This is a genomic window from Rheinheimera gaetbuli (assembly GCF_054781935.1).
In genome coordinates, this window is sequence record NZ_BAAGTL010000024.1 from 94,589 (window position 1) to 116,893 (window position 22,305).

General features: G+C 50.2%; 22 protein-coding genes. 9 read left to right on the forward strand and 13 right to left on the reverse strand.

From position 1 onward, the window contains the following. The first annotated feature begins 10 nt into the window (after window positions 1-10). Together ACYVIC_RS14110 and ACYVIC_RS14115 are read left to right on the forward strand one after the other, a co-directional pair. Entirely contained in the window at window positions 11-904 is an 894-nt protein-coding gene (locus tag ACYVIC_RS14110; RefSeq protein WP_460860957.1) for an acyltransferase, read from the forward strand. Further along, the gene (locus ACYVIC_RS14115; RefSeq protein ID WP_460860959.1) at window positions 904-1,833 is read left to right on the forward strand and encodes an acyltransferase; all 930 of its coding nucleotides are present in this window, start codon (window positions 904-906) and stop codon (window positions 1,831-1,833) included. Before ACYVIC_RS14110 ends, ACYVIC_RS14115 begins: the two co-directional genes overlap by 1 nt. Here the strand turns inward: ACYVIC_RS14115 and ACYVIC_RS14120 are convergent. Continuing rightward, window positions 1,830-3,032 carry a methyltransferase gene (locus ACYVIC_RS14120; protein WP_460860960.1) on the reverse strand — a complete coding sequence of 401 codons (1,203 nt, stop codon included), beginning with the start codon at window positions 3,030-3,032 and terminating at the stop codon, window positions 1,830-1,832. The genes ACYVIC_RS14115 and ACYVIC_RS14120 overlap by 4 nt on opposite strands. 16 nt (window positions 3,033-3,048) lie before the next feature. Then, the gene (locus ACYVIC_RS14125) at window positions 3,049-3,894 is read right to left on the reverse strand and encodes a co-chaperone YbbN (RefSeq protein WP_460860961.1); all 846 of its coding nucleotides are present in this window, start codon (window positions 3,892-3,894) and stop codon (window positions 3,049-3,051) included. Between the two features lie 351 nt (window positions 3,895-4,245). On the opposite strand from ACYVIC_RS14125, the gene ACYVIC_RS14130 reads away from it, so the two are divergent. Beyond that, window positions 4,246-6,015, forward strand: coding sequence for an acetolactate synthase 3 large subunit (locus ACYVIC_RS14130; protein ID WP_460861298.1), 1,770 nt, complete (start codon window positions 4,246-4,248; stop codon window positions 6,013-6,015). 1 nt (window position 6,016) lies between these two features. Beyond that, complete coding sequence (gene ilvN, locus ACYVIC_RS14135) at window positions 6,017-6,508, forward strand: acetolactate synthase small subunit (RefSeq protein WP_460860963.1); 492 nt, start codon at window positions 6,017-6,019, stop codon at window positions 6,506-6,508. Between the two features lie 150 nt (window positions 6,509-6,658). Here ilvN and ACYVIC_RS14140 read toward each other — a convergent pair whose 3' ends face one another. After that, the gene (locus tag ACYVIC_RS14140; protein WP_460860965.1) at window positions 6,659-7,897 is read right to left on the reverse strand and encodes an NRAMP family divalent metal transporter; all 1,239 of its coding nucleotides are present in this window, start codon (window positions 7,895-7,897) and stop codon (window positions 6,659-6,661) included. A 150-nt stretch (window positions 7,898-8,047) separates the two neighbouring features. Here ACYVIC_RS14140 and ACYVIC_RS14145 point away from each other — a divergent pair, with 150 nt between their 5' ends. Further along, on the forward strand, window positions 8,048-8,314 hold the full coding sequence (locus ACYVIC_RS14145; protein WP_460860967.1) for a hypothetical protein: 267 nt from the start codon (window positions 8,048-8,050) through the stop codon (window positions 8,312-8,314). Continuing rightward, window positions 8,311-8,559: a GNAT family N-acetyltransferase gene (locus ACYVIC_RS14150; RefSeq protein WP_460860969.1), complete on the forward strand. Its 249-nt coding sequence runs from the start codon at window positions 8,311-8,313 to the stop codon at window positions 8,557-8,559. The genes ACYVIC_RS14145 and ACYVIC_RS14150 overlap by 4 nt, the downstream gene beginning before the upstream one ends. A 101-nt stretch (window positions 8,560-8,660) precedes the next feature. Here ACYVIC_RS14150 and ACYVIC_RS14155 read toward each other — a convergent pair whose 3' ends face one another. Next, window positions 8,661-8,807, reverse strand: coding sequence for a lmo0937 family membrane protein (locus ACYVIC_RS14155; protein ID WP_335735761.1), 147 nt, complete (start codon window positions 8,805-8,807; stop codon window positions 8,661-8,663). A 199-nt stretch (window positions 8,808-9,006) separates the two neighbouring features. Here ACYVIC_RS14155 and ACYVIC_RS14160 point away from each other — a divergent pair, with 199 nt between their 5' ends. The 3 genes from ACYVIC_RS14160 to ACYVIC_RS14170 all read left to right on the forward strand — a co-directional run bounded on the left by ACYVIC_RS14160 (window position 9,007) and on the right by ACYVIC_RS14170 (window position 10,818). Then, window positions 9,007-9,318, forward strand: coding sequence for a BON domain-containing protein (locus tag ACYVIC_RS14160; protein WP_460860971.1), 312 nt, complete (start codon window positions 9,007-9,009; stop codon window positions 9,316-9,318). A 93-nt stretch (window positions 9,319-9,411) separates the two neighbouring features. Next, window positions 9,412-10,158, forward strand: coding sequence for a Crp/Fnr family transcriptional regulator (locus ACYVIC_RS14165; protein ID WP_460860973.1), 747 nt, complete (start codon window positions 9,412-9,414; stop codon window positions 10,156-10,158). 174 nt (window positions 10,159-10,332) lie between these two features. Further along, entirely contained in the window at window positions 10,333-10,818 is a 486-nt protein-coding gene (locus ACYVIC_RS14170) for a hypothetical protein (RefSeq protein ID WP_460860975.1), read from the forward strand. Window positions 10,819-10,894: 76 nt separating this feature from the next. Here the strand turns inward: ACYVIC_RS14170 and ACYVIC_RS14175 are convergent, their stop codons facing one another. The 9 genes from ACYVIC_RS14175 to ACYVIC_RS14215 all read right to left on the reverse strand — a co-directional run bounded on the left by ACYVIC_RS14175 (window position 10,895) and on the right by ACYVIC_RS14215 (window position 22,245). Continuing rightward, window positions 10,895-11,323 (reverse strand): hypothetical protein, encoded by a 429-nt coding sequence (locus ACYVIC_RS14175; protein ID WP_460860977.1) that lies wholly within the window; start codon window positions 11,321-11,323, stop codon window positions 10,895-10,897. A gap of 10 nt (window positions 11,324-11,333) precedes the next feature. Then, window positions 11,334-11,753 (reverse strand): hypothetical protein, encoded by a 420-nt coding sequence (locus ACYVIC_RS14180; protein ID WP_460860978.1) that lies wholly within the window; start codon window positions 11,751-11,753, stop codon window positions 11,334-11,336. Then, window positions 11,753-12,859 (reverse strand): WD40/YVTN/BNR-like repeat-containing protein, encoded by a 1,107-nt coding sequence (locus ACYVIC_RS14185; RefSeq protein WP_460860980.1) that lies wholly within the window; start codon window positions 12,857-12,859, stop codon window positions 11,753-11,755. The genes ACYVIC_RS14180 and ACYVIC_RS14185 overlap by 1 nt, the downstream gene beginning before the upstream one ends. 1 nt (window position 12,860) lies before the next feature. Then, on the reverse strand, window positions 12,861-13,430 hold the full coding sequence (locus tag ACYVIC_RS14190; RefSeq protein ID WP_460860982.1) for a hypothetical protein: 570 nt from the start codon (window positions 13,428-13,430) through the stop codon (window positions 12,861-12,863). Then, complete coding sequence (locus tag ACYVIC_RS14195) at window positions 13,430-14,275, reverse strand: hypothetical protein (RefSeq protein WP_460860983.1); 846 nt, start codon at window positions 14,273-14,275, stop codon at window positions 13,430-13,432. The genes ACYVIC_RS14190 and ACYVIC_RS14195 overlap by 1 nt, the downstream gene beginning before the upstream one ends. Beyond that, window positions 14,275-15,705, reverse strand: a complete 1,431-nt coding sequence (locus ACYVIC_RS14200) for a hypothetical protein (RefSeq protein WP_460860985.1) — start codon at window positions 15,703-15,705, stop codon at window positions 14,275-14,277. Before ACYVIC_RS14200 ends, ACYVIC_RS14195 begins: the two co-directional genes overlap by 1 nt. Next, window positions 15,705-21,455: a tape measure protein gene (locus ACYVIC_RS14205; RefSeq protein WP_460860987.1), complete on the reverse strand. Its 5,751-nt coding sequence runs from the start codon at window positions 21,453-21,455 to the stop codon at window positions 15,705-15,707. The genes ACYVIC_RS14200 and ACYVIC_RS14205 overlap by 1 nt, the downstream gene beginning before the upstream one ends. Next, the gene (locus tag ACYVIC_RS14210) at window positions 21,452-21,736 is read right to left on the reverse strand and encodes a DUF1799 domain-containing protein (protein ID WP_460860988.1); all 285 of its coding nucleotides are present in this window, start codon (window positions 21,734-21,736) and stop codon (window positions 21,452-21,454) included. Before ACYVIC_RS14210 ends, ACYVIC_RS14205 begins: the two co-directional genes overlap by 4 nt. 83 nt (window positions 21,737-21,819) lie before the next feature. Then, the gene (locus tag ACYVIC_RS14215) at window positions 21,820-22,245 is read right to left on the reverse strand and encodes a hypothetical protein (RefSeq protein ID WP_460860990.1); all 426 of its coding nucleotides are present in this window, start codon (window positions 22,243-22,245) and stop codon (window positions 21,820-21,822) included. Between the last annotated feature and the right edge of the window lie 60 nt (window positions 22,246-22,305).

Genomic DNA, 22,305 nt, shown 5'->3' on the forward strand with positions numbered 1-22,305 from the left:
GGTACTATTTATGCTACATTTTTTGCCACGCCCACTTATCGGCGCAGTCTCTTTACTGTTGTACATCATTAATACGCTGTTCTGGTTTGTGCCGGTAATGCTGTTAGCTCTGCTGAAGTTGCCGCCCATTCCGCGCTGGCAAAGCTGGATGACCTACCTGCTTGACGCCTGTGCAGTGTCGTGGATCAGCGTAAACAACTTTACTACCCGTGTGTTTACCCGCATTCGCTGGCAGATATCAGGCTTGGACACGCTTTCGCGCAAAGACTGGTATTTGGTATTGGCTAACCATCAGTCCTGGGCCGATATTCTGGTACTGCAAAAAGTGTTTAACCGCAAAATTCCATTTATTAAGTTCTTTTTGAAAAAAGAGCTGATTTATGTGCCAATTATTGGCTTGTGTTGGTGGGCGCTGGACTTCCCTTTTATGAAGCGTTATAGCAAAGCATTTTTGCAGCGTAACCCTCAGTTACAAGGCAAGGACATTGAAACCACGCGCAAAGCTTGCCGCAAGTTTCGCTTTAAACCGGCGGCCATCATGAATTTTGTTGAAGGCACCCGCTTTACCAAACAGAAACACGACAAACAACAATCGCCTTACCTTAACCTGCTAAAGCCCAAAGCCGGTGGGGCGGCTTTTGTGTTAGGGGCCATGGGAGAGCAACTGCATAAAATTCTTGATATCACTATTTACTACCCGGCTGGCATCCCTACGTTCTGGGATTATATCTCCGGCAAGGTTCGTGATATAAAAGTGCAGATAAAGGTGTTACCAATTACGCCGGATTTGCTCGGTGACTACAATGATGTGCAGTACCGTGAGCAGTTCCAGCAATGGATCAATCAGCTTTGGCATGAAAAAGATCAGCAGCTGAGCACGCTGAAACAGGGAGTTAAGCAGTAATGTTAAGTTTTTTACCCGGTTGGTTGTTATTGCCGTTCAGTTTTAGTTTGTTTGCATTAAATCTGGCGCTGTGGGGTTTACTTGTAACGCCGCTGGGAATTGTTAAGCTGCTGCTACCCTTTAAAGTTGTGCATCGCATGACCGGCATTGCGGGCAAGGGCTGTTATCGTGGCTGGACCAGCGTTAATACTGCCCTGATTAATCTGTTTAATAATGTCGACTGGCAAATTAGCGGTGCACAAACGTTGGATAAATCCAGCTGGTACTTGCTTATCTCCAACCATAAAAGCTGGCTGGATATTCCGGTAGTCAGCACGGTTGCGCATAGCCGTATTCCCGAGCCAAAATTCTTTTTAAAAGACCAGCTGAAATGGTTGCCATTTTTGGGCACTGGCTGCTGGGCACTGGATATGCCGTTTATGAAACGCTACAGCGCAGCGCAACTGGCAAAAAGGCCCGAGCTGAAAGGCAAAGATATCGCCACTACGCGCGCCTCCTGCCAGAAGTTTAAAACCGTGCCCACCACCATTATTAATTTTGTCGAAGGCACCCGCTGTACCGAGCAGAAAAGGACGCAAAAGCGTAGCCCTTTTCAGTATTTACTGCCGCCTAAAGCCGGCGGTATTGCCTTTACGCTGGCCAGTATGGGCGAGCAGTTTAATGCCATTTTAGACTTTACCCTGCTATACCCGGACAACCAGCAGCATGTCGCACTGGACATGTTGACAGGCAAGCTAAAACGGGTGGTTGTGCAGGTTGAAGTGCTACCGGTTGATCAGCAGGTTATTGGTGACTATTTTAACGATGAACAATTTCGACAACACTTTCAGCTGTGGTTAAACCAGCGCTGGCAGGCTAAAGACCAACGCATTGCACAGTATTACCAGGCTGAAGCTGTAAACCCGGCAACTGCGCAGTTGCCTTGTTAATGCCGGCCAGTATCAACAGTTTTACTGGCCTGTAGTAACAGGTTGCGCGGTGTGAGCCGGTACTCACAGAACTCTGTCAGGCTGACGCTGTAGCCATGTTGCTGTAAAAAAACGGCTTTATCCAATGCCAGCCATAACTCTAGCGGCCGGCGAAACAAATTCCGTACCAGTTGGATTTTCTTAACCAGCTCCAGCCTCATTCGCGCCCGTTGTAAATATTCTTCGCAATCTATTTGCGGGGGTAGCATTAAGCCATGCTGCATAGCGGCCCACTGGGCAAAAGCAGAAAAATGGCCGCTAAACCAATGCTTTGCTACCGACACCAACGGTTGATAGGCCTGCTTGCCCGTCAGCTGTTTACGTAATTCGTCGTATGCCAGGCGCCAAAGTACCTCGGTATGCCGCAGCCGCTCCGTACGCTCACCACCTGTCACCTGGCCCTGCACCACCAGCTTCAAATCCTCTTTTGTCAGAAACAAATCAGCCTGTTGCGCTATTGCAGATAGCGGCTGATAGCAGTCTGCACTGATCAAGTGATAGCAACAGGGTACTAACTGCAGCTGTTGACAACCTGTCGCTACCACCTGCTGCAACAAACTAATATGCAGCTGCCCGCAAGCATGCAATGCCACAACCTGCTGCTGCGGCTGCAATATGCCGTTAAGTGGATGTTGTAACACATCAGCGCAGATAAATTGCTGCGACAGCTGAAACTGCTGAGCTAATTGTGTACCTTGTTCACACAAGCTGGGTTGCCATTCAACACTCACTACCGGTTGAGCAAAACGGTGCGCCAGAATACGGCCCAAATGGCCTTTACCGGCACACCACTCCAGCACAGGCAATGGCTGCTGCGGCCAATGTTGGCACAAAGCCGAGATTTGCTGCAATTTGCGACCGCCTACGCCATTTTCCAACCAAAAAGGTAAGGCTGGTAGCAGCGCGGCAGCTATTTTTGTGCTGACTTTTTCGGTTCCAGGTAGCTGAAACAGCTCAGGAAAATACGGCTGTAACAGCTGTTGCTGTGCGACAGGGGCTTGTTCAAGTGCAGCCAACTGTGGCTCGGTAAGCTGCTGCAACAACTGTTGCACGGCAGTACCCTGCCAGGGTAAGTCGACACAGGCAAACGGCAAGATCTGCCAGAATGGCCGGTATTTTTGCAGCGTATCGGTGTACTGCTTAAATTGCTGCGTAAACATCAGATACGTTGTTAATCTAATACAACAAGCTATACAGCTTGCGCCGATACTGGCTGGCAACACTATCGCCTTTGGGTAAGGCCGCCAAAATATCCAGATACAACTTTTTGCTGCTGCCAAAGTTTAAATCCTGCTGCAATACTGCTAACAGCAATGCCAGCGCTTCTTCGCTACGCTGTACCGCCTGATACTGCACTGCCAGTTGCTCCTTTAATTCATTATTGTCCGGCGTGGCAGCCAGTGCGGCTTCCAGCGCCTGAATTTCCGGTGTATCTGCCGCCTCTTTTGCCAGTTGCAACTTGGCTACTACCGTTTTGTAAAACGCATCCTGCTCTGCCAGCTTTATTTCGCCAAGCAAAGCTTCCGCCTGGGGTAACTGGCCCAGACTCACGGCGGCGTCAGCCAGCCGCAGCTTAATTTCTGCGCGCTGTGGCGCTAACGCCAGCGCATCTTTTAACAGTGGGTAGGCCGCGGCGTAATCTTGGGCACCAAGCAATTGCTCTGCCTGCGCCAGCAATTCATCTTCCGGCTTGGGTAAGTAGGGTGCCAGCTTGTCGCGAATCCCCTGCTCGGTTTCAACGCCGGCGAAACCATCTACCGGCCGGCCTTGTTTAATCAGCATTACCGTAGGCAAAGACTGCACGCCAAACTGCATGGCCAGGTCCGGTTCTTTGTCGCAATCTACCCGCGCTAACAGCAATTGTTGCGGATACTGTTGCACTATCCGCTCCAGCAACGGGCTTAACTGTTTACAGCCCTCACTGCGTGGTGACCAGAACTGAAACAGCACCAGTTTTTGCATAGAAGCATCCAGTACCTCACGGGCATTATTCAGTGATACATCAACGATTGTTTGCTGCATAAAACGCTAAATCCTGTGCTGGAGAATTCAAATTCGGTTATTTGTTATAATGTGGGCACAGTCATTGCTTTGCAAGCCTTGTAACTGCTGACAAAAGCAGCAAAATCAGACTAAAAAGCATCGACATCCGGCCGCCTATCACGTAAATTATCTTTGCGCATCAAAAAATGACTGCACAGCAGCGAATAACCATAGCGCCATAGTTTAAGTTTAACAGCCTTGCCTGTTTTGCCTGTCCACGTAGCAAACAAAAAAGCAGCCTAAATGCTGTTTTTATATAATTCACCCGCGACTTTGCCCGCAAAGCCGTGGCGTGTAACCTTTGCCACAGTAAACTATGAGATACAAAAAATGACCAGCCAGACCCAGCCAGACGATAAGTCAGCCGAGCACAACCGCAGTACAGAAATGCTGTCCGGTGCCGCCATGGTAATTCGCGCCCTAGCAGATGAGGGCGTAGAGTACCTCTACGGTTATCCGGGCGGAGCGGTATTGCACATTTACGACGCCCTGTTCCAGCAAAATAAAGTTAAGCATGTGCTGGTACGTCACGAACAAGCAGCCACCCATATGGCCGATGCTTACGCCCGCGCCAGCGGCAAAGCAGGCGTGGTACTGGTAACATCAGGCCCGGGCGCCACTAATGCTGTTACCGGCATAGCCACCGCCTATATGGATTCTATTCCGATGGTAGTGCTTACCGGCCAGGTAATGAGCCACCTGATTGGCGGTGATGCGTTTCAGGAAACGGATATGCTGGGTATTTCGCGGCCGATTTGTAAGCACAATATGTCGGTGCGCAGGCCGGAAGATATTCCGTATTTAATCAAAAAGGCCTTTCATATCGCCCAAACCGGCAGGCCGGGGCCGGTGGTGCTGGATATTCCGAAAGATATGACCATGCCAAACCAAAAGTTTCCTTATCTTTATCCGGCAGACATCAGCCTGCGCTCCTACCAACCAAAAGAGCAGGGCCACAGCGGCCAAATTAAAAAGGCCGTTACCGCGCTGCTGGGCGCAAAAAAACCGATTTTATACGCCGGTGGTGGGGTCATTATGGGCAGCGCAGCCAATGAGCTGACTGAACTGGCACAGCTATTAAATCTGCCGGTAACCAACACCCTGATGGGCCTGGGCGCTTACCCGGCGGGTGACAAACAGTTCATTGGTATGCTGGGCATGCATGGTAGTTATGAAGCCAACCAAACCATGCACCATGCCGATGTCATTTTGGCAGTGGGTGCACGGTTTGACGACCGTGTAACCAATAACACGAAGAAATTCTGCCCCGACGCCACCATTATTCATATTGATGTCGACCCGGCCAGTATCAGTAAAACGGTGAATGCGCATATTCCAATTGTTGGCTTGGTAAAACCGGTGCTGACAGATATGTTGACATTGTTAAAACAGAAAAAGAAAAAATTGGACAGCGCAGCACTAACCCAATGGTGGCAACAAATAGATCAATGGCGCGCCTTGCATGGCGGCCGTTACGACACCAGTGCAGCACAACTCAAGCCACAGTATGTGATCGAGCAGTTAGGCAAAATAACTAACGGCAACGCCTATGTTTGCAGCGACGTTGGCCAACACCAGATGTTTGCCGCGCAGTACTACCCGTTTAACAAACCTAACCGCTGGATCAACTCCGGCGGCCTTGGCACCATGGGTTTTGGCTTGCCAGCCGCAATGGGCGTTAAGCTTAATTACCCTGATGCCGATGTCGTGTGCGTTACCGGTGAAGGTTCTATTCAAATGAATATTCAGGAGCTGTCCACCTGCAAGCAATATGGCCTGGGCGTAAAAATTATTAACCTTAATAACGGTTATCTGGGCATGGTAAAGCAGTGGCAGGACATGAACTATGAATCGCGCTACGCCAGCTCCTACATGGATTCCTTGCCTGATTTTGTCAAGCTGGCAGAAGCTTACGGCCATGTCGGTATTCGTGTAACAACTCCAGAAGAACTGCAACCGGCATTAGAGCGCGCTTTTGCACTGAAAGATCAACTGGTGTTTTTGGATATTCATATCGACCCGAAAGAGCACGTCTACCCGATGCAAGTACCCGGCGGTGCCATGAACGACATGTTTTTAAGCAAGACAGAGAGGACTTAACATGCGGCATATTATTTCTGTTCTGCTAGAAAACGAATCTGGCGCCTTAGCACGTTTAGTGGGCCTGTTTGCGCAGCGGGGCTATAACATAGACTCACTTAATGTGGCCCCCACTGACGATGCGACCTTATCACGGTTAACCCTGGTTACCCATGGCAATGATCAGGTTATCGAGCAAATCAGCAAGCAGCTGCATAAGCTGATTGAAGTGGTTAAGGTATCGGATATCAGTGAAGCGGCGCACATTGAGCGCGAGCTGATGCTGGTAAAAGTCAAAACCAATGGTAATCAGCGCGACGAAGTAAAACGCTGCGCCGATATTTTCCGCGGCCAAATTATCGACGTCACGCCAACCACTTACACCATTCAACTGGTAGGCACCAGCGACAAACTGGATGCCTTTATCCAGGCGCTTGGCAGCACACCGATAATGGAAGTGGTGCGCAGCGGCGCCTCGGGTATTGCCCGTGGTGAAAAAACCCTGGCGCTGTAACTGTTTACCATCACGTAAGAATGTACGCCTGAATCGGTTTGCTCACGTCAACACGCCGTGAACCCCTCCCTGGGGGCTCGATTCAGGCATCCATGCCTTCAACGATTGACTTAGAGCAAACCGTTTCATGCTGATTAATATCCAGATCCGTCAAACCAGCCCGCTAAACCACACCAAAAACAGTAACGCAAAACCGATAAGATAAGTGAGCCCCAACCAACTTAACAGCTTTAGCGACGTGCTGAGCACTATAGCGCTATCACCGCGCATCAGGCTGTAATTCAGCCAGGCAAATACCGGCGTGGTTAAAAACGCCAGTGTCATGGCAAAAGTGAGCATCGGCGCCAGTGCGGCTTTGAAAAATAAGATCAGAGCCATACCACAGCAGGCTTGTGCCAGCAGCCAGTAATTCAGTGCCGCTTTGTGCTTTATCCAGCCCAGTTGTTTGAATGAGGCATGCAAGGTACGGGCATAACCATCCAGCACGGTAATGGTAGTGCCGAACATACATAAAAAGGCTATTAACGCTACCAAAGGCCTGGCCCAATCACCAATAGTGCTGGCATACATTTGCATCAGTTGCTGAGCAAAGGCGCTGCCGGCCAGCGCTATCGGTTGCTCACTACCATATTGCACCAGCGCCCCTAACGATAAAAATATCAACGCCAATACTGCCGTCAGCCAGTAGCCGAGGTTAAAGTCAAACAAGCCCTGAGCACGGGTGATAGGCGTATGGCGCTGCTTAGCTTTTAGCCACAACGAACTGATAGCCGAAATTTCAATCGGTGCAGGCATCCAGCCCATTAGTGCCACCAAAAAGCCTAAACCAGCTAAAGTCCAGGGCGACGGGCCAACATAATCAGCCGGCGCCTGAGAGCCGTTTTGCCAGGCAATAACAGCGGCAACTAGCGTTGTAATAGTCAGCACTACCATAATCAGCTTAGCGACATTATCCAGCGCCCTGTAATGGCCCAGCAGTAAAATGGCTAAACAGGCCGCTAAAATCAGCCAGCATAATAAGGTAACGGATAACTGGCCCGGCAGCGCGTACTGCAGCAAGCTGGCGGTGAGTAACAACACTCCGGCGGTATTGACCACCGCAGCAATAATATTCAATACAATGAAGCTGTAAAAATAGCCACGGCCCTTGCGCTGGTAACCCGCCAGCAGGCTTTCCTGACGCGTTAGGGTGTACTCAACACCAAAGCGGAAAAACGGATACTTCAGCACATTGACCAGCAAAATAAGCCACACCAGCTGCCAGCCAAACAAAGCACCGGCCTGCGTCGACGCGACCAAATGCGAGCCACCAATAGCGGCAGTGGCCATTAGCACGCCCGGCCCCAGTGTCTGCAGCCGGCCGCGCCAGCCATTGATCTGTTGTTGCATAGTTATTGTTCTGTATGGTTATTTTGACTGTGCCCAGCTTAGCCAAAGCGGCAGTTAAATACTATTGGCGTTAGCTATTTTCTGCTGATGATTGGCAAGCGGCGGCAATTCTTCCATACTGACGTTTTTGCATTGAACACTGGGAAAAATATGAACGACGACCTGCTCGACCAGGCCATGTTATTTGAAGTGGTAGAAAACCAACTGGCGGATAATTACCCAAAGCAAGTTACCGAGACCCTGCTTCGACTGCGCATGACCGGCCATAGCCGCGAAGAAGCAATCGAGCTGATCGCCTGTGCGTTGGCGCCAGAAATGATAGATGTAATAGAGCATCAGCAAAGCTTTAATTTAGAACGTTATGCCGCCCATCTGGCGCAATTACCACAAACACCCTGGGTGGGTGAAGAAGAATGACAGAAACTATGATCCAACATCAGGTAGCACATCAGCGCTTTGTATTGCAACTGGATGGCGCCGAAGCGGTACTGGATTATGCAGTTTCCGGCGACAACATTAACTTTCATCATACTTTTGTCCCGGCTGAGTTCCGCGGTAAAGGTCTGGCAGAAAAGCTGGTGCGCCATGGCCTGGCCTGGGCCAAACAGCAGCAGTATCAGATCAGCGCCAGCTGCTGGTTCGTGCAGAAGTTTTTGCGCTAAAACAGATTAGGTGACAAACGAAAATTGATTGCCGCCAAAGCTCAGAGGTTTTGATGCATTTTACTCCGACCTTGCAGCATTTTAATTTCCTTTTTAGGCAATCAAATCCGGCGGCCGCGAATAAGCCGGATAGCAACCACAATAAGCGCGATAACCAGTAAAAGATGGATAAAACCGCCCATGGTGTAAGATGACACCAGCCCTAAAGCCCACAAAATTATAAGTAGTACAATAATAGTTTCTAACATAGGGTTCTACTTTTTACAGTGCAAGAAGCATTAGTATTGCAGCAGCACAGTGCCTTTGTATGTACGCTATACAACACAACTCAGCCAAAACCGTGCAATCTAATTAAAACACCGTTATTAGCGCGACAGTGCGTTGGCGTACAGACGTCTCTTTTTAACCAGCGTACGCTTAAACCTCACCCAAACTGAGTAATATTCCATGAGAACACGCAATATCTACGCATTATTTTTTCTCAGCCTTTTTAGCCTGACATTACTGGGCTGTGGCTCAACCTATAACAGCGAAGGCACTGGCGAATATATCGATGACACTGTAATAACAACCAAAGTAAAGGCAGCCATCCTGAATACGGCCTCACTCAAGGTAAGTGAAATTAATGTTGAAACGTTTAAAGGCGTAGTGCAGCTGAGTGGTTTTGTCAGTTCACGCGAGGATATTAATACTGCGGTCCGCGTAGCGCGTGAAGTTAAAGGTGTTACCGCAGTAAAAAATGCCATGCGGGTTAAATAAGCTGTTTGCATTATATGTACGCTACCGTACAGTGTTAACAGCTGATACAACTATACTGAGTAATAATTTCACTCAACAAAAGGACTATTTGTTATGCAGGCTTCTGGTATGCCAATGCATTTCAACACCACAATGGCAGCAAAACACTCACCTGCACAAAATCATTTGTTAAATGCCCTACCTGCCGATGTGCAACAGCGTTTGTTTCCCCATTTAGATTTAGTAGAAATGCCGTTGGGTAAAGTGCTTTATGAATCAGGCGATGTGATGCGCTATGTGTATTTTCCAATCGACTGTATAGTGTCATTGTTATACGTGATGGAAAACGGCTCTTCTGCCGAAATTTCAGTTGCCGGATACGACGGCATGGTAGGTGTTTCGTTGTTTATGGGCGGTGACAGCACAACCAGTCGTGCAATAGTGCAAAGTGCAGGCTTTGCCTACCGTTTATTCGGTCAACGCATGAAAGACGAGTTTAACCGCAACGGTGAATTTTTGCATTTACTGCTGCACTACGCTCAGGCATTAATGACGCAAATGGCGCAGACCGCAGTCTGCAATCGCCACCATACTATCGATCAGCAACTGTGTCGCTGGTTGCTGCTGTCACTCGATAGGTTAAAAAACAATCATCTGGTGATGACGCAGGAGCTTATCGCTAACATGCTGGGGGTGCGCCGTGAGGGCGTTACCGAAGCCGCTGGTCGCCTGCATAAAATGGGGGTTATTGATTACAGCCGAGGCCATATTACGGTTACCGACAGACCTAAACTTGAGGAGCTAAGTTGCGAGTGCTACTCAGTGGTAAAAGCCGAAACTGATCGTTTGTTACCTTTATAATTACCAAACTCCGCTAACACTAAAAACCGTGCTGCATTAAACATCTCGTGTTTGCTGCAGTATGATTATATGTTTTATTGCCGCCCATTCACTATGTACGATACCGTACCGACAATAAACAAATTGCACTATACGCTAAGCGCTCCCGCTTAATGCTACTAGCTGCAGGTTGTTATGTTTGTTTCGGTATTATCATTTATTCGTACTGCTATTCACTATATCTACCACGCACTGTTATCGCCGTTTATCAAGCTACGTCTGCACGTTAACAACTGGTTTTACGCTGAACTATGGCAACAAACTAACCCCATTAGGGCTGAGTTATTTAGTGTCGAGAGGCTAGAGCTGCATGCCCAAAGCCTGGCATTAGCACAACCTATCGTTAGTACTACAGCACTACAGCAACAACTTCGACAATACTGCCAACCTGCCTTGCAACAACGCCTTAGCGCTAATGCCAATACCTTGCTGGCAGCCTACCGTACCAGTGCCGCTGAGTTACAAGCCGGCCATAGTATAGTTCCTGCTGCCGAATGGTTATTGGATAACTACCATATTGTCGAGCAACAAATCCGAGAAATTCGTGATGATCTGCCCGCAGGCTACTACCGTCAGTTACCCAAATTGGCTGATGGCCCTTTTCGTGGCTATCCACGGTGAAGCCGCGCGCGAAAATTAGCGCCCTAAAGTTGCGATAAATGCGAAAATTAATCTTTTCGCATCGTGAAAGACAGTTTCAAATTATCACATACTGCTGCAGGTCGTCGAACAGTCCGTTAGGATGGTTTGACCTAGTCAGTTTCAATATCTCGCTGATCGCTTCGCTGCAGTACTTCTTCTTTGGATCTTGTTTCAAGAACTTCAGCTTATAACGTAATGCGCCTGGGTAATCGTATTTAGCTGCGCAGTGTCGCCAGAACCACTCCCACGCATCTGCGATTGTAGCCCCGGTATCGACTGTTAAATGCACCCAGTTAGAGGTGCTGATATCAATTAGCTTTATTCTGACGCCGCCATCCATCATGCTCGCTGATACGCATAGCGCCCAACCATTCGCGTAGCGCTCAAGTATCAGCTCAACATGGGAGTATGGCCCGTCAGTAAGGTCTGCAATTAATCTGTTTGCAACACGCTTACGCCCTCTGTAAAACGCTAACTGCAGCATTATTATCCCCTTACGCTATAAACGTCACGTCTGGCGTGTCTAACTTCCAATTTGCACCAATAACATTCAGCGCATCGTTGTTACGGCTAGTCAATATTTTCCAGTCACCGCTACGAGGTATGCTGCCAGTTGTTGTCATCACACCATTGGCTAACGTTACGTTGAGATAAATCTCATCATCGGTCGGCTGACCGTTTGCGTGACGCACAATGGGCATTTTGATGGTAAAAGGCAGAGACAGGTCTGATCTTATGACACCATCCTGATGTATTTCGGCACTGATAGACAAAGTGTCCTCCGGGTTGCAGAAATAAATGCCATTGAACGCTGTAGCGGGTTGGCCTGCCAGCTGTAGTCCGATATTTTCTACTGTACAGATTGTACGAACGTCCGAGGTAGTCCTGTCTGCGAAGCTAATTATTCTGTCCATTATAAGTACCTTAAGTAATCGTGTTGCGTTAAGCGCGTAACCCCAACACCTCTATTTGAAATGATGCAACCGCTGGATGGTGAAGTGGAAGCCAAGAACCAAGTGCCGTTATCACTAGCCTTGATCAAACGTGTTAAGTTATTTACTTGATCTGTGGGTTTATCGACAAGCGACCACGTTTCGCCGTTATCAAATGTTCGGTAACTTAAGTTGATATGATGAGAAGCAATAAATAACCCGTCGATTGAACCTTCTATGCCGTTTACAGCACCTAACGGTACATTAGTGAGCTGAGTCCAGTTCAATCCATCATCTAAGCTTCGGTAAAGTCTACCTCCGGCTGCAACCATCCAAGTTTCATTGTAATCCGTGGCGATGTGCTGGATAGATGAGCCGCCGAAAGAAGTAGGAAGAACTGACCAAGTCAATCCATTATCTACACTACGTGAAATTTGGTTTATACCGCCTGCCATTAACCAAGTATCGTTTTTACCGCATTTTATATGTGTATTGTTATAACCAGAGAACCCTGAATCTATAGCTGTAGGAAAAGTCGCACCACTGTCTGTACTGCGACGCAGAGTGTTGTTAGTACCGCATATCAGTGCCACCCCACCAGATTTACTGAAGTCAGCTGAGTAGATCTGTTGAGATGTACCAGGGTTGATTGTAGTAAACGAAGCACCATTATTTGTGCTGCGCGCCAAGTGCCCTGCTAAAGAAAGAGCAGCTAAGAAAATTAATCCTCGACTACCTGCTACAAACTCCACAGGATTTGAACCACCAGGAATTCCTACGGAAGACCATGTCAATCCATTGTCTACACTCCTATTTACAGCGGCGGCAGAGGTAGCTGACAACCAAGTGTCCCCATTAACTGAGACAGCGCGATTCGTATACGGCGGTTCAGTAATGGCAGCTTGGAACCAATTAACACCATCAAATTTTTTTATATCTAAGCGTGTCGCATCGAAACCAGAAGTAACGGCGTAACCGTTCTTAATGAACTTTTGCCCGTCCACCTCAAGATCGATAGGAAGTGCACTAGCGAAACGCGCTATGCCTCCAACAGGCACGCCGAAAGCACTTTTAAACTTAGCAACCATGTCAAAATCCTCTGTATAAACCGGCACCCAGCCAGTGCACGTCTAATTGATATAACCCCTCGATGGTGAAACTGTCGTGCAGCACACCGTCGCTATCTGTTATTTGATGCCCAGCGCCTAAAACGCCATTAACTACTGCATTCTTGCCAGTTGATTTGACAACATATTTAGCAGCCGCAAACGGTGCTGTGGGGAATGTAATAGTCGCAGATCCCAAACACACAATTTCTACAGCTGGCGTATGGTCTGCAATGGTGTAACTGCCATCTGCCGCCACGATTACTGGTAATGCCAATGCATCAGAGAACGCCGCTTCCGCAATGGCCAACGTGTCGGCACGAATTGCCGCGATGTCCAGCATCGCCGTAACCATTGCAGTGTTGATTTCAGCCTGTATTAATTCAATTTGTTGAACATAGCCACTGGCATCTGTGCCAGCAGCAACAGCTGCGTTGTAGGCCGCTATGCTGCTATTAACTGCTGCTGCCAGTAGCTGCAGCTTAGTGAAATAATCCCCCCCTCTGTCGCCAACATTAAAGCTAACATTGGGCAATGGAATTGGCTCTGACATCATGCCTCCTGCACCTGAAGGGGTGCTGTGTAGTTATTAAAAAAGGTGCCGGTCAATTCCGGGTTTGTTGTGAATTTGCAGGCCATCGCGTACTCAATTTCTTTCTGCCCGCCGTGCTCAGGGAACATGCTGATAAACCAGTCTTTGGCTATACCAACGTGGGCAATAGCGTTGCTCAGGTGCGGCCGCTCCAGCTCGCTTAAATAGTCCAGGCTAAACGTAAGCTGGCGGTAGCGCTGGCGGGCCGTAGCAAAGGTGCTGCCGGCAGACGTTTTGCGCTGCGCCTCACTACTTAGCCATTGATGCTGATGGCCATAGCTAAAATTGAACGTCGGGCTGAACACTTGCCCCAGGTAAATGCGGTCAAATTCGTGCAGGCCGTCGCGGGCTTCAGTGTCCTGTATCGTGATACGGCCAGACTGAAAAAACACCGCATCAAACCACAGCTGGCTGTACTTATGTGGCCAGTTATCGAATACGCTGCTAACCAGGGGGTCAACAAGCCAATCTATTTCGCCCAGGGTTTTAGTGGGCGTGCATTCAACCAGGGCAGAATCTAAAACGCAGTTGCCTGCAAGACCTGGTTCGTCAAACAGCTCCAGTCGCCACTGCGCGATGTTGCTCAGCCAATGCCGGTACAGCACAAGGCCACTGGCTAATGTCAGCTCCGGGCAGTCAAAGGCAGTAACAGACAAACCCGTTTCATCTGGCGTGATAGCGGCAGTTTTACTACGGCCATAGGTTTGCGAGTGTTCAAGCGGCAGCGTCGGTACCGGCGCGCCGGTGGCCACTGTTAATGTGGCGTCATCCCACAGATTTTTTACTAACATGCGTAATGGTTTCATTAGCGCCATACCTCTAATCTAACGCTGTTATCCGCCGGCAAGTCAGTCAGCCGAACGATCATGGCTTGCTGGCCGTAGGCGAAGTACTGCGGGTAATCCACTGTTATTGTCTGCCCCAACTGCATCGCAAAAGGGGCGGCGAAAGCGGACAATTCAAATACCCGCCGCGGCACACTGGCTATAGTTGCCCGGCGCTGCGCTTCTATTTGTGCATCGGCTTCAAAGGCAATTAAGGTGCTGACAATAATGTCGACCGCGTCCGGGTAAGTTGCGCTTATACCTGCAGTTTCGATTACTGCCAGGCTTTCGGTTTGTTCGTAAAGTGTGGCAAGCTCTGGTTCGGTTTCGCGTATTACACCCGCCAGTCCGTCGGCCTGCGGTGTCCAGTTGCGCTGATAGCCCACCGTTACCGATTTAGCCGGCGTGATACGCCGAACCGGTAGTAAGCTATCGTCCTCAATATCGTCCGGGCTTAACACGTCGACTGCTGCATTCAACCCATTAAAGTGGGTTAACACTACCTGGTTAACTCGGTTGAAAAACCACGCTGCGCCTACGCTGGCGGCAATCTCATCCAATACAGCAGTAACGGTTTTATCTTTAGTGATATACAGCCCCAGCGTGTATGCCGGCAGCGGGGCCCCGACCGGAGCTGGCAGGCCCATCACATCGGTAACCAGGTAGTCAATCAGCTGATCTGCGGTCGACAAATAAAGCCCGCCGACAACTGCGCCTTGCACATCCGCAGTTACCCGGCCCTTAGCATTAAGCGCCAGGGTAAAAGTGCCGGTGGCCAAGTCAGCAGTAAAGCTAATGGGCATGCCGTTTTCACGTACTGCAGTAATGGCGCTTACTGCGCCGTCATGTACATGGTACTTTTTGGTTACCGGGTCAATCAGCACAGCCGATACGTTAAAACACTGGCCAAAGCATAGCGGTACCGGTTTGCCGGCATTGGGGCCGGTAGCGATGGTGTTAGGTTGAATGTTCTGGCTGAATAATGCGGAACGGTCTTTAAATGTCAGCTGCGCGGTGTCATAGCTGTTGGCTTCTACGCGTTCAATCTGTGCTACTAAAATCTGACCAAACTGCGCCAGTTGCCAACGTGCATCGCCGCAGTACATACGCAGCTGTTGCCCGCCAAATACGGCCGTTTCAATCAGCTGCAGCAGTTCATCATCTAAAAATAACTCCAGCTCACCCACGGCAATGCGGCTGGTACCAATAAACGCCTCAGACATTTCCCGATCGAACTCTGGCAGCGCCAGTATTGTGTCCGGGTAAGGGGTTAGCGCTGGTGTGTCAGATGCACCGGTGCGGAACGGGTGTGTACTGCGGCGCAGCGTGTGCAGTTCGCCAGCCAGCAGGTAGTCCGCCTCTATTATATAGCAGCGGTCAACACCTGGTGTTTTTAGCCATTCGCTAAACATTAGGCGATCCTCTTAGATGAGTAAACCAGGTCTTGAGTGCGCGTTAGCTCGTTACGCATCCGGCTCAGTTCTCTTACTAACTCAGAGTTTTGTTTTGCTGCGTCATCACGCTGCTTTTGCAACTCGTTTAGCAGGTCATCATTGCGGCCCGCACCAGTGTCCGTTACCACCGGGCCAGTTTTACCCGTTGATGCATCCACTGGTGCCGGTGGTACCACAATAACGGGTGCCGGTATGGCTGCTATAGCGGTAGTAACGTCGACAGCGGCACTTTGCACCGCGGCGGTAATAGCCGTTGTTTGAGTGGCTAAATCGGCTGCCGCCTGGGCTTCCAGCTCAGCCAACAGCACTTGCAAGCCGCTTAGCTCGTCAATAGTGCTTTGCTGCAGGGCCAACGTATCAGCCTGGTAAGCGGCCAGTGCTGCTTCAGCTTCTGCTAACTGCTTTTCATGCTCGGCCGCGGCTTGTTTTTCCAGTTCATCCAACAGCACCTGCAGGCCAGTCAGCTCGTCAATAGCCGCTTGCTGTAACTGCGCATCACGCTGCTGATACTGGCGCACTTCTGCCGGCACAGCAGGCTCACCCGGTGCGGCTGCGCCAATGCCGCGGTAAGCACTTTGGATCTGGTTAAATATATCGGCATATTCGTCACTGCCCTGGGCGTAATAATCCTTGGCAATGTTCAGGTAACTGCCACCAACCTGCTGCAACTGCCGTGCTGCATCGGCATCACCGCCACGGGCCGCGGCCAGCAACTTATCAAACTGGTTTTTCGCCTCGGTTAATTGCGTACCCAGCAATTCAGGGCTGGCATCAGATAGCAGCAACGCGTCCGCCGCTTGCAGCAGCTGCTGCGCAGCCTGGCGCATGGCCTGGCTGGCGGCCAATTCGGTTTGGTAGCGCTGGTTTGCGGCGTCCTGCAGCTGTTTGTTGGCGGCAACCTCAGCCTGGTAACGGCCATTAATAGCGGCTTGCAGCTGTGTAATGGTGTTTACCTGGTCAGCAGTACTGCCCAGGCCCAACTGGCTGCGTAGGTCGTTTATCTGGCCAGACTGGTAGCCCACTTCGTTCCAACCTGCGCCCTGGCGTTGAATATCCAAAATGCTGCTGGCAATGCTGCTACTGGCAGACTGAATGCTGCTAACCAGCTGCGAATAGGATGATTTAAGCGCATCAATAACAGACTGTTGCTGCGCGGCCAGGGCGTTAAGCGCAGCTTGCTCCGCGCTGTAGCGGAGCATAATAGCCGCCTGCAATTGCTCAATGGCCTTTATTTGCTGTGCTGTGTCGCCAACACCTAACTGGCTTTGCAAGTCGTTAACCTGGCCGTTCTGATAATCCGCTTCGTTCCAGTCGGCGCTGCTGCGCTGAATGTCCAGAATGCTCTTAGCAATAGTGTTGCTAACAGCCGCAATACTGTTTACCAACTGGGCCAACTCGGCATTAATAATGTCGCTGCGCTTACGGGCGTATAAGCGCTCTAAAAACACCGTTTCCGCGCCCAGCTCTTCGGCTATCGCTATCTGTTCATCATACCAGCCCTGCAAATCGTCCAGGCTGCGCTGCATTGGCGTCATGTCCAGGCGCTGCAGTTCCTTCTCAAATCCATCTGAAAAACCAGCACGCTGCTCAGCCAGTTTCTGCTCAGCTTCAGCCGCCTTTTCAGCGGCATCAGCCTGCTTATCCATGGCTTTAAAATATTCAGCAAGCCCCGGTACCAGTTGCATTAGTTGGGCAAACAGTTCCTGGCCGGCCTCGGTCGTTAAATCCAGGCTGTCCACCAGGGCTTTAAATTCATCGCGTGCACCTGGCACCGCCAGGCCCATGCTTGCAAACGCCTGGGCAACGGTCTTGCTTAAGTAATCAAACTGCTCTGTTTCACTGTAAAAACTAGCAAAGTATTGGTTGGTTAAATCCCGGAACGCTTCAACGCCGCCCATCAGCTCAATAATGCTTTGCGCCACATCGATGCGCAGCGCGGCACTTAAATCACCCAGCGATAAGCCCAGCGCATCCAACTGGGCATTAAATACGGCTTGCTCCTGGGCAACGCGGATAAGCGTCTCGTAAAGCCCTTCGCCCATTTGCTGGTATTCACCAATGGCCGGTACCAGGTACTGCACCATCAGGTCAGCCTGGGCGCTAAATATCGCTTCCAGCTCGGCTTGTATCTCGTCGCCGCTCAGGTCTTTAAAACTCAACGCCGGCAGGTCAATAACAAAGTTTTCTAAAAGCTTGCTGGTGTCCAGGCCCAGCAGGTCTACAGCATCGGTAATTGAATTACCGATAGACGCAAAAATACGGCCAAACTCCGCCTCCAGGGCATTGTCCAGGTCGGTGTATTCGGTGCTTTGTTTGGTCTTTTTGCTCAAGCCCCAAAGCTTGCGCTTTGTAGTTTCAATTACGTTGTAGTAGCTTCCATCAACCAGGCCAGTGGCTAATATGTCGCCCAGTTCTTGGGCTTTAAAGGCGATGCCGCTGTCTACCAACTTTTTGGTGGTTTTGCTGATACCGCCAATAATGCTGCCGGCGATGCCTGACAACGCACCACCTAATAGCTTATCGACAGCACCCACAATGCCGCCGCTTAACTGATCTAACTTATGGGTAAAATCAACAAACGCCTGGTTGCCAAAACTCTTAACCGTGCCCAGCTGGCCATCGTAGTTTTGCTCGTTAAACTTACCAAAGTTGCCCACCAGGCTAACGGCGAGGTTAGCAATGCCGGCAGACAACGATTTAATGTTGGCGTTAATCTCGCGCAGCTCAACGTACTGATCTAGCTCCAGCGACTCAATGCGGTCCAACGTATTTGCGATAGATTCAGATTTCGCATCTGAGTCACCCAGTACTGTGCCGGTACCCTGGCTGGCCTGGCGGTCTGCGCTGATATTGGCATTGCCTGAAGCCGAACCACTGAACAGCCCTAAGCCGGCCATAATTGCAGCCATAGCGGCAATCCGGGCGAAAGCTGTATAAGGGTCACCGCTGCCCTGATTGGCAATAGCTGCCAGGGCATTAGCCGCGGCGCGCTGCATTGACAGTGCAATTTCTACAACGGCAAATGTCTGTTCCAACTTGTGTAACTTCTCACGCTCTTTGCTTTGCGCACCAAACATCTGGCTAGCTGCACCGCTTAGTGCTGCAAACTGGCCCATTTGTGTTTGAAAATACTCTTTGCCCAGCCTAGCTTCGGTTTGCTGAATGGTCAGCAGTTCCTTAGCTCGTTTCGGGTCACGTTCAGATAGCGCTTGTACCGACTTTTTATGTATGGCCAGCTCTTCCAACTGCCGGTTGTAGCTAATTTGGGCTGCAGTCATGCTATCTATCTGCTGTGCAACATTGCCAAATGCTTGCGTTAACGCATCACCAAAAGACTGGCCAGCACTGCTTAGTGCCGTCATATCATCCAGTGCCTGGCTAAAGGCGCCGCTGGCAATGTCTTCGCTGGTTTTAATCTGTTCGTTAAGCTGCTGGCGTAAACGCAGCTCTGCCTCTATGGCTTTTAATACTGCAGGGTCTTTGCCTTTTAATGCCGCCAGGGCCTTTTGGATCTCGTACTCTTTTTCGCCGTGGGCAAGGCGCACAATAAGCAAGTCGTTCTCTTTCGTCAGGCTGGCCAGGGTGGTACGGTCAGCCAATATCAACTGCTTTTTCTGCATCAATGCCAGTTCAGCCTGCAGGGCGGCTAACCGGGCAGGATCAGCACCGGTAAATTGTGCCAGGGCTTTTTGCAGTTCGTACTCTTGCTCGCCCTGGGCCAGGCGAATATCCAGCAAACCAATCTCTTGCTGCAGTTGTGTAATGTGCGTGCTAATGTCCAGGTTCTTTTCTGCAGCCAGGGCTTCAGCTGCGTACTTACGGATAGAGGCTGCAGCGTCTGCCGGCAGCTTAGTTACTTCAATAAACTGGGCTTTGAATAACTCCAGATTAATACCATCTAACGATGCACCGTAGGCATCAACTGCAGTGGCATTAAGCAGCTGGGCGTTGTACACACCCAGCAGCGCTTTTTCTAATTCTTTGTTCTCTTCAGTAGGCAGATTGGGGTTGGCGTCGACTGGATCAGGCCCACCGCTGGCGGCTTTAACGGCTGCTATTGCTTTCGCAGCTTGTTCAGCAGCCGCTTTGTTGTCGGCGTAAGCACCGGCCAGTTTAATCCATTCTTGAATGCGCTCAGGTGATACACCAGCTTCTGCACCAACACGCTCCAAAATTGGCGTTAAATCTTCACCAGCAGCTTTAGCTTCACGCAGTTGATTAGCCAGATTGAGTGATTCACCAAAACCGACGGATGCTCTCATTACACCAGCGTAACGCCCCAGCAAGTCGTCAAATGCTTTGTTTGCTTGAGAAACAGCCTCTCTTTCCGCGTCGCCCCATTTGATCAAAGCTGCGGCTTTTTGGTCGTTATTGAATGCTTTAAACTTTTTAATTAATGAATCAAACGGCTGCTCTAGCTCCTGCAAAGAGGCTTTAACGTCATCAGCCGAAGAGCTAAATGATAAAAACGAGATCGCAGCAACGCCAGCTATTAGCGCCAAACCTGCAGGCCCACCCAGCACACCCAGCATTCCGCGGGCGACCGTAGTGTGTGCGGCCTGGGCTGCAGTAAGACGTGTTACAGCGGTTCTATATGCTTCCGCGGCGACAGTTGCCTGAGCATGTGCGCCTGTGGCTCTGGCCATTACGGCAGCTTGTACCAGTGTTTCTTTGGCCTGAATTACTTGCGCTTGTGCAAGGCGTAGTTCTTGAGCGGTCGCTGCCTGAGCTGCCATCATTTTTGCTACGGTGGCTTTTGTCGCAATGCCTGCCTGTACAGCATAACCCAATAAAGCACCACCGGCTGTTACACCAACGACTTTAACCAGGCTATCAAAATGCTCGGCCAGAAATACAATGCCATCTGCCATCCCAGCGGTAACGCCTTTTGCTTCGTTCTGCCAGCCGATGTACTCAGAAAATACGGTATTAAGTGATTGCAGCGCATCGCGCACAGTCGTCGGCATGGCTTCAACCGCTTTGCGATTATCTTCGTAGCTTTGTAGCAGCGCGTTGGTTAGGTCGGTAATACTCAGCTTGCCGGTAACACCTAGCTGGCGTATCTCGGTACCGGTTTTACCGGTGGCCGCGGTGATGTTATCCAGGATAGACGGCATTACACCAAAAATGGTCTGCCAGGCGTCGGCGTCAATTTTGCCAGCCTGTATGCTCTTGGCCAGGGCCGCCTGGGCGGAGGATGCCCGCTCAGAGTTTGCCGCGTTTATCACCAGTTGCGAGCTAAATGAGTCGACAATATCAATGCTCTGGCTTAGCTGGTAGCCCATGTCGCGCAGTATTGGCGACATCTGAATAAAGCTTTCTTTGGTTTCGTTAATGGCCCGGAAGGTGTCGTTAGCAGAGCTAACCATGCGCTGCTGCACATAGCTATATTCGTCAGTGTCTTTTGTAGCTTTGCGAATACGGGCCGCGTACTGGCCCCATTCGTCACCCTTGTCAATAAGGGCCATAGCACTTAAGCCACCGGCTACCACGCCAACCGTTTGCAACAAGGTTTTCATATGGGTGTTTAGCGTAGCGGCACCAGCAGAGGCAGCAGTAAGCCCGCTGCCAGCTGCTTTACCTGCAGGGTCAGTCGCAGTTAACGCTTTATTGGTGTTGCCAGCAGCGGTACCAATTTGCGTAAGCTCTTTAACGACAATCTGGCCGCCTTCAGTAGTCAGTTTTATTGCTAACGCTAAATCACTCATTTGGCCTGTTTACTCTGCTGATTCCACACTGTTAAGCATTCAGATTCCATCACCTGAACGCCGTCCCATACTCTGTTTTGTAACTCAAGAGTCAGGCCCGCATACTCTGGTATCTTGCTGGCCCGTAACTCTAAGGACTGATAATTCAGCCCTGTTTTCGCGCCGGCCATGCCGGCATAGTTCCACTGCGTAGCCGCTTTAAAAAACACATGAACGATCAGCTGATTGGCGGGTTGAATATCGGGGCTATTACTACGCGCCGATATTATCTGCTGCACCACTTCAGGCGGCGCACCGGCTGCCTCTGCAGCTTCTGCGGTTCGCCTGGCGTCGGTTGCTGACCGGCCAGATGCCCACCAGCGCGCTACTTCCTGGAGTTTTTTGCCAGCAGATCCTTATTGCGGGCGTCTTGCCATGTTTGCTGAACGGCGTCGCGGACATCTTTGGTGTTTAGCAGTACCCGGATATTGTCAACATTGCTTTGTAGTGCCTGGCCATCAGCGGTAAATGGCAGTTCTTCGCCTGGTACGGGCTCAAAACCAACAAAATACTGCTCCATCTGTTTTGCTGCCGCAGCAATAGACTTCATTGGGTCGCCGCTCTCCTGCAGCTTCTGCAGCTCTTCCAGCTGTTTCATGGCAGCATCGACCGGTAAGCAACGGAATACACCAATAAAGCGGGCTTTAGCTTTTACAGTCTCTAAATCTTTATCCAGCTCTTCAGTTGGAATAGACACCGTAACCAAGGCTTTAAACTGTTGGTTAGCAAGGGCTTTAATATCGAATTTCATAATGTAAAACTCTTTTTCAAAAATGGTTGAAGGGGCGGCATCCTTGCCGGAATGAAACAG

Coding starts and splice junctions, on each gene's coding strand:
- ACYVIC_RS14110 (WP_460860957.1), top strand. CDS start 11: ATGCTACATTTTTTGCCACGCCCACTTATCGGCGCAGTCTCTTTACTG.
- ACYVIC_RS14115 (WP_460860959.1), top strand. CDS start 904: ATGTTAAGTTTTTTACCCGGTTGGTTGTTATTGCCGTTCAGTTTTAGT.
- ACYVIC_RS14120 (WP_460860960.1), bottom strand. CDS start 3,032: ATGTTTACGCAGCAATTTAAGCAGTACACCGATACGCTGCAAAAATAC.
- ACYVIC_RS14125 (WP_460860961.1), bottom strand. CDS start 3,894: ATGCAGCAAACAATCGTTGATGTATCACTGAATAATGCCCGTGAGGTA.
- ACYVIC_RS14130 (WP_460861298.1), top strand. CDS start 4,246: ATGACCAGCCAGACCCAGCCAGACGATAAGTCAGCCGAGCACAACCGC.
- ilvN (WP_460860963.1), top strand. CDS start 6,017: ATGCGGCATATTATTTCTGTTCTGCTAGAAAACGAATCTGGCGCCTTA.
- ACYVIC_RS14140 (WP_460860965.1), bottom strand. CDS start 7,897: ATGCAACAACAGATCAATGGCTGGCGCGGCCGGCTGCAGACACTGGGG.
- ACYVIC_RS14145 (WP_460860967.1), top strand. CDS start 8,048: ATGAACGACGACCTGCTCGACCAGGCCATGTTATTTGAAGTGGTAGAA.
- ACYVIC_RS14150 (WP_460860969.1), top strand. CDS start 8,311: ATGACAGAAACTATGATCCAACATCAGGTAGCACATCAGCGCTTTGTA.
- ACYVIC_RS14155 (WP_335735761.1), bottom strand. CDS start 8,807: ATGTTAGAAACTATTATTGTACTACTTATAATTTTGTGGGCTTTAGGG.
- ACYVIC_RS14160 (WP_460860971.1), top strand. CDS start 9,007: ATGAGAACACGCAATATCTACGCATTATTTTTTCTCAGCCTTTTTAGC.
- ACYVIC_RS14165 (WP_460860973.1), top strand. CDS start 9,412: ATGCAGGCTTCTGGTATGCCAATGCATTTCAACACCACAATGGCAGCA.
- ACYVIC_RS14170 (WP_460860975.1), top strand. CDS start 10,333: ATGTTTGTTTCGGTATTATCATTTATTCGTACTGCTATTCACTATATC.
- ACYVIC_RS14175 (WP_460860977.1), bottom strand. CDS start 11,323: ATGCTGCAGTTAGCGTTTTACAGAGGGCGTAAGCGTGTTGCAAACAGA.
- ACYVIC_RS14180 (WP_460860978.1), bottom strand. CDS start 11,753: ATGGACAGAATAATTAGCTTCGCAGACAGGACTACCTCGGACGTTCGT.
- ACYVIC_RS14185 (WP_460860980.1), bottom strand. CDS start 12,859: ATGGTTGCTAAGTTTAAAAGTGCTTTCGGCGTGCCTGTTGGAGGCATA.
- ACYVIC_RS14190 (WP_460860982.1), bottom strand. CDS start 13,430: ATGTCAGAGCCAATTCCATTGCCCAATGTTAGCTTTAATGTTGGCGAC.
- ACYVIC_RS14195 (WP_460860983.1), bottom strand. CDS start 14,275: ATGAAACCATTACGCATGTTAGTAAAAAATCTGTGGGATGACGCCACA.
- ACYVIC_RS14200 (WP_460860985.1), bottom strand. CDS start 15,705: ATGTTTAGCGAATGGCTAAAAACACCAGGTGTTGACCGCTGCTATATA.
- ACYVIC_RS14205 (WP_460860987.1), bottom strand. CDS start 21,455: ATGAGTGATTTAGCGTTAGCAATAAAACTGACTACTGAAGGCGGCCAG.
- ACYVIC_RS14215 (WP_460860990.1), bottom strand. CDS start 22,245: ATGAAATTCGATATTAAAGCCCTTGCTAACCAACAGTTTAAAGCCTTG.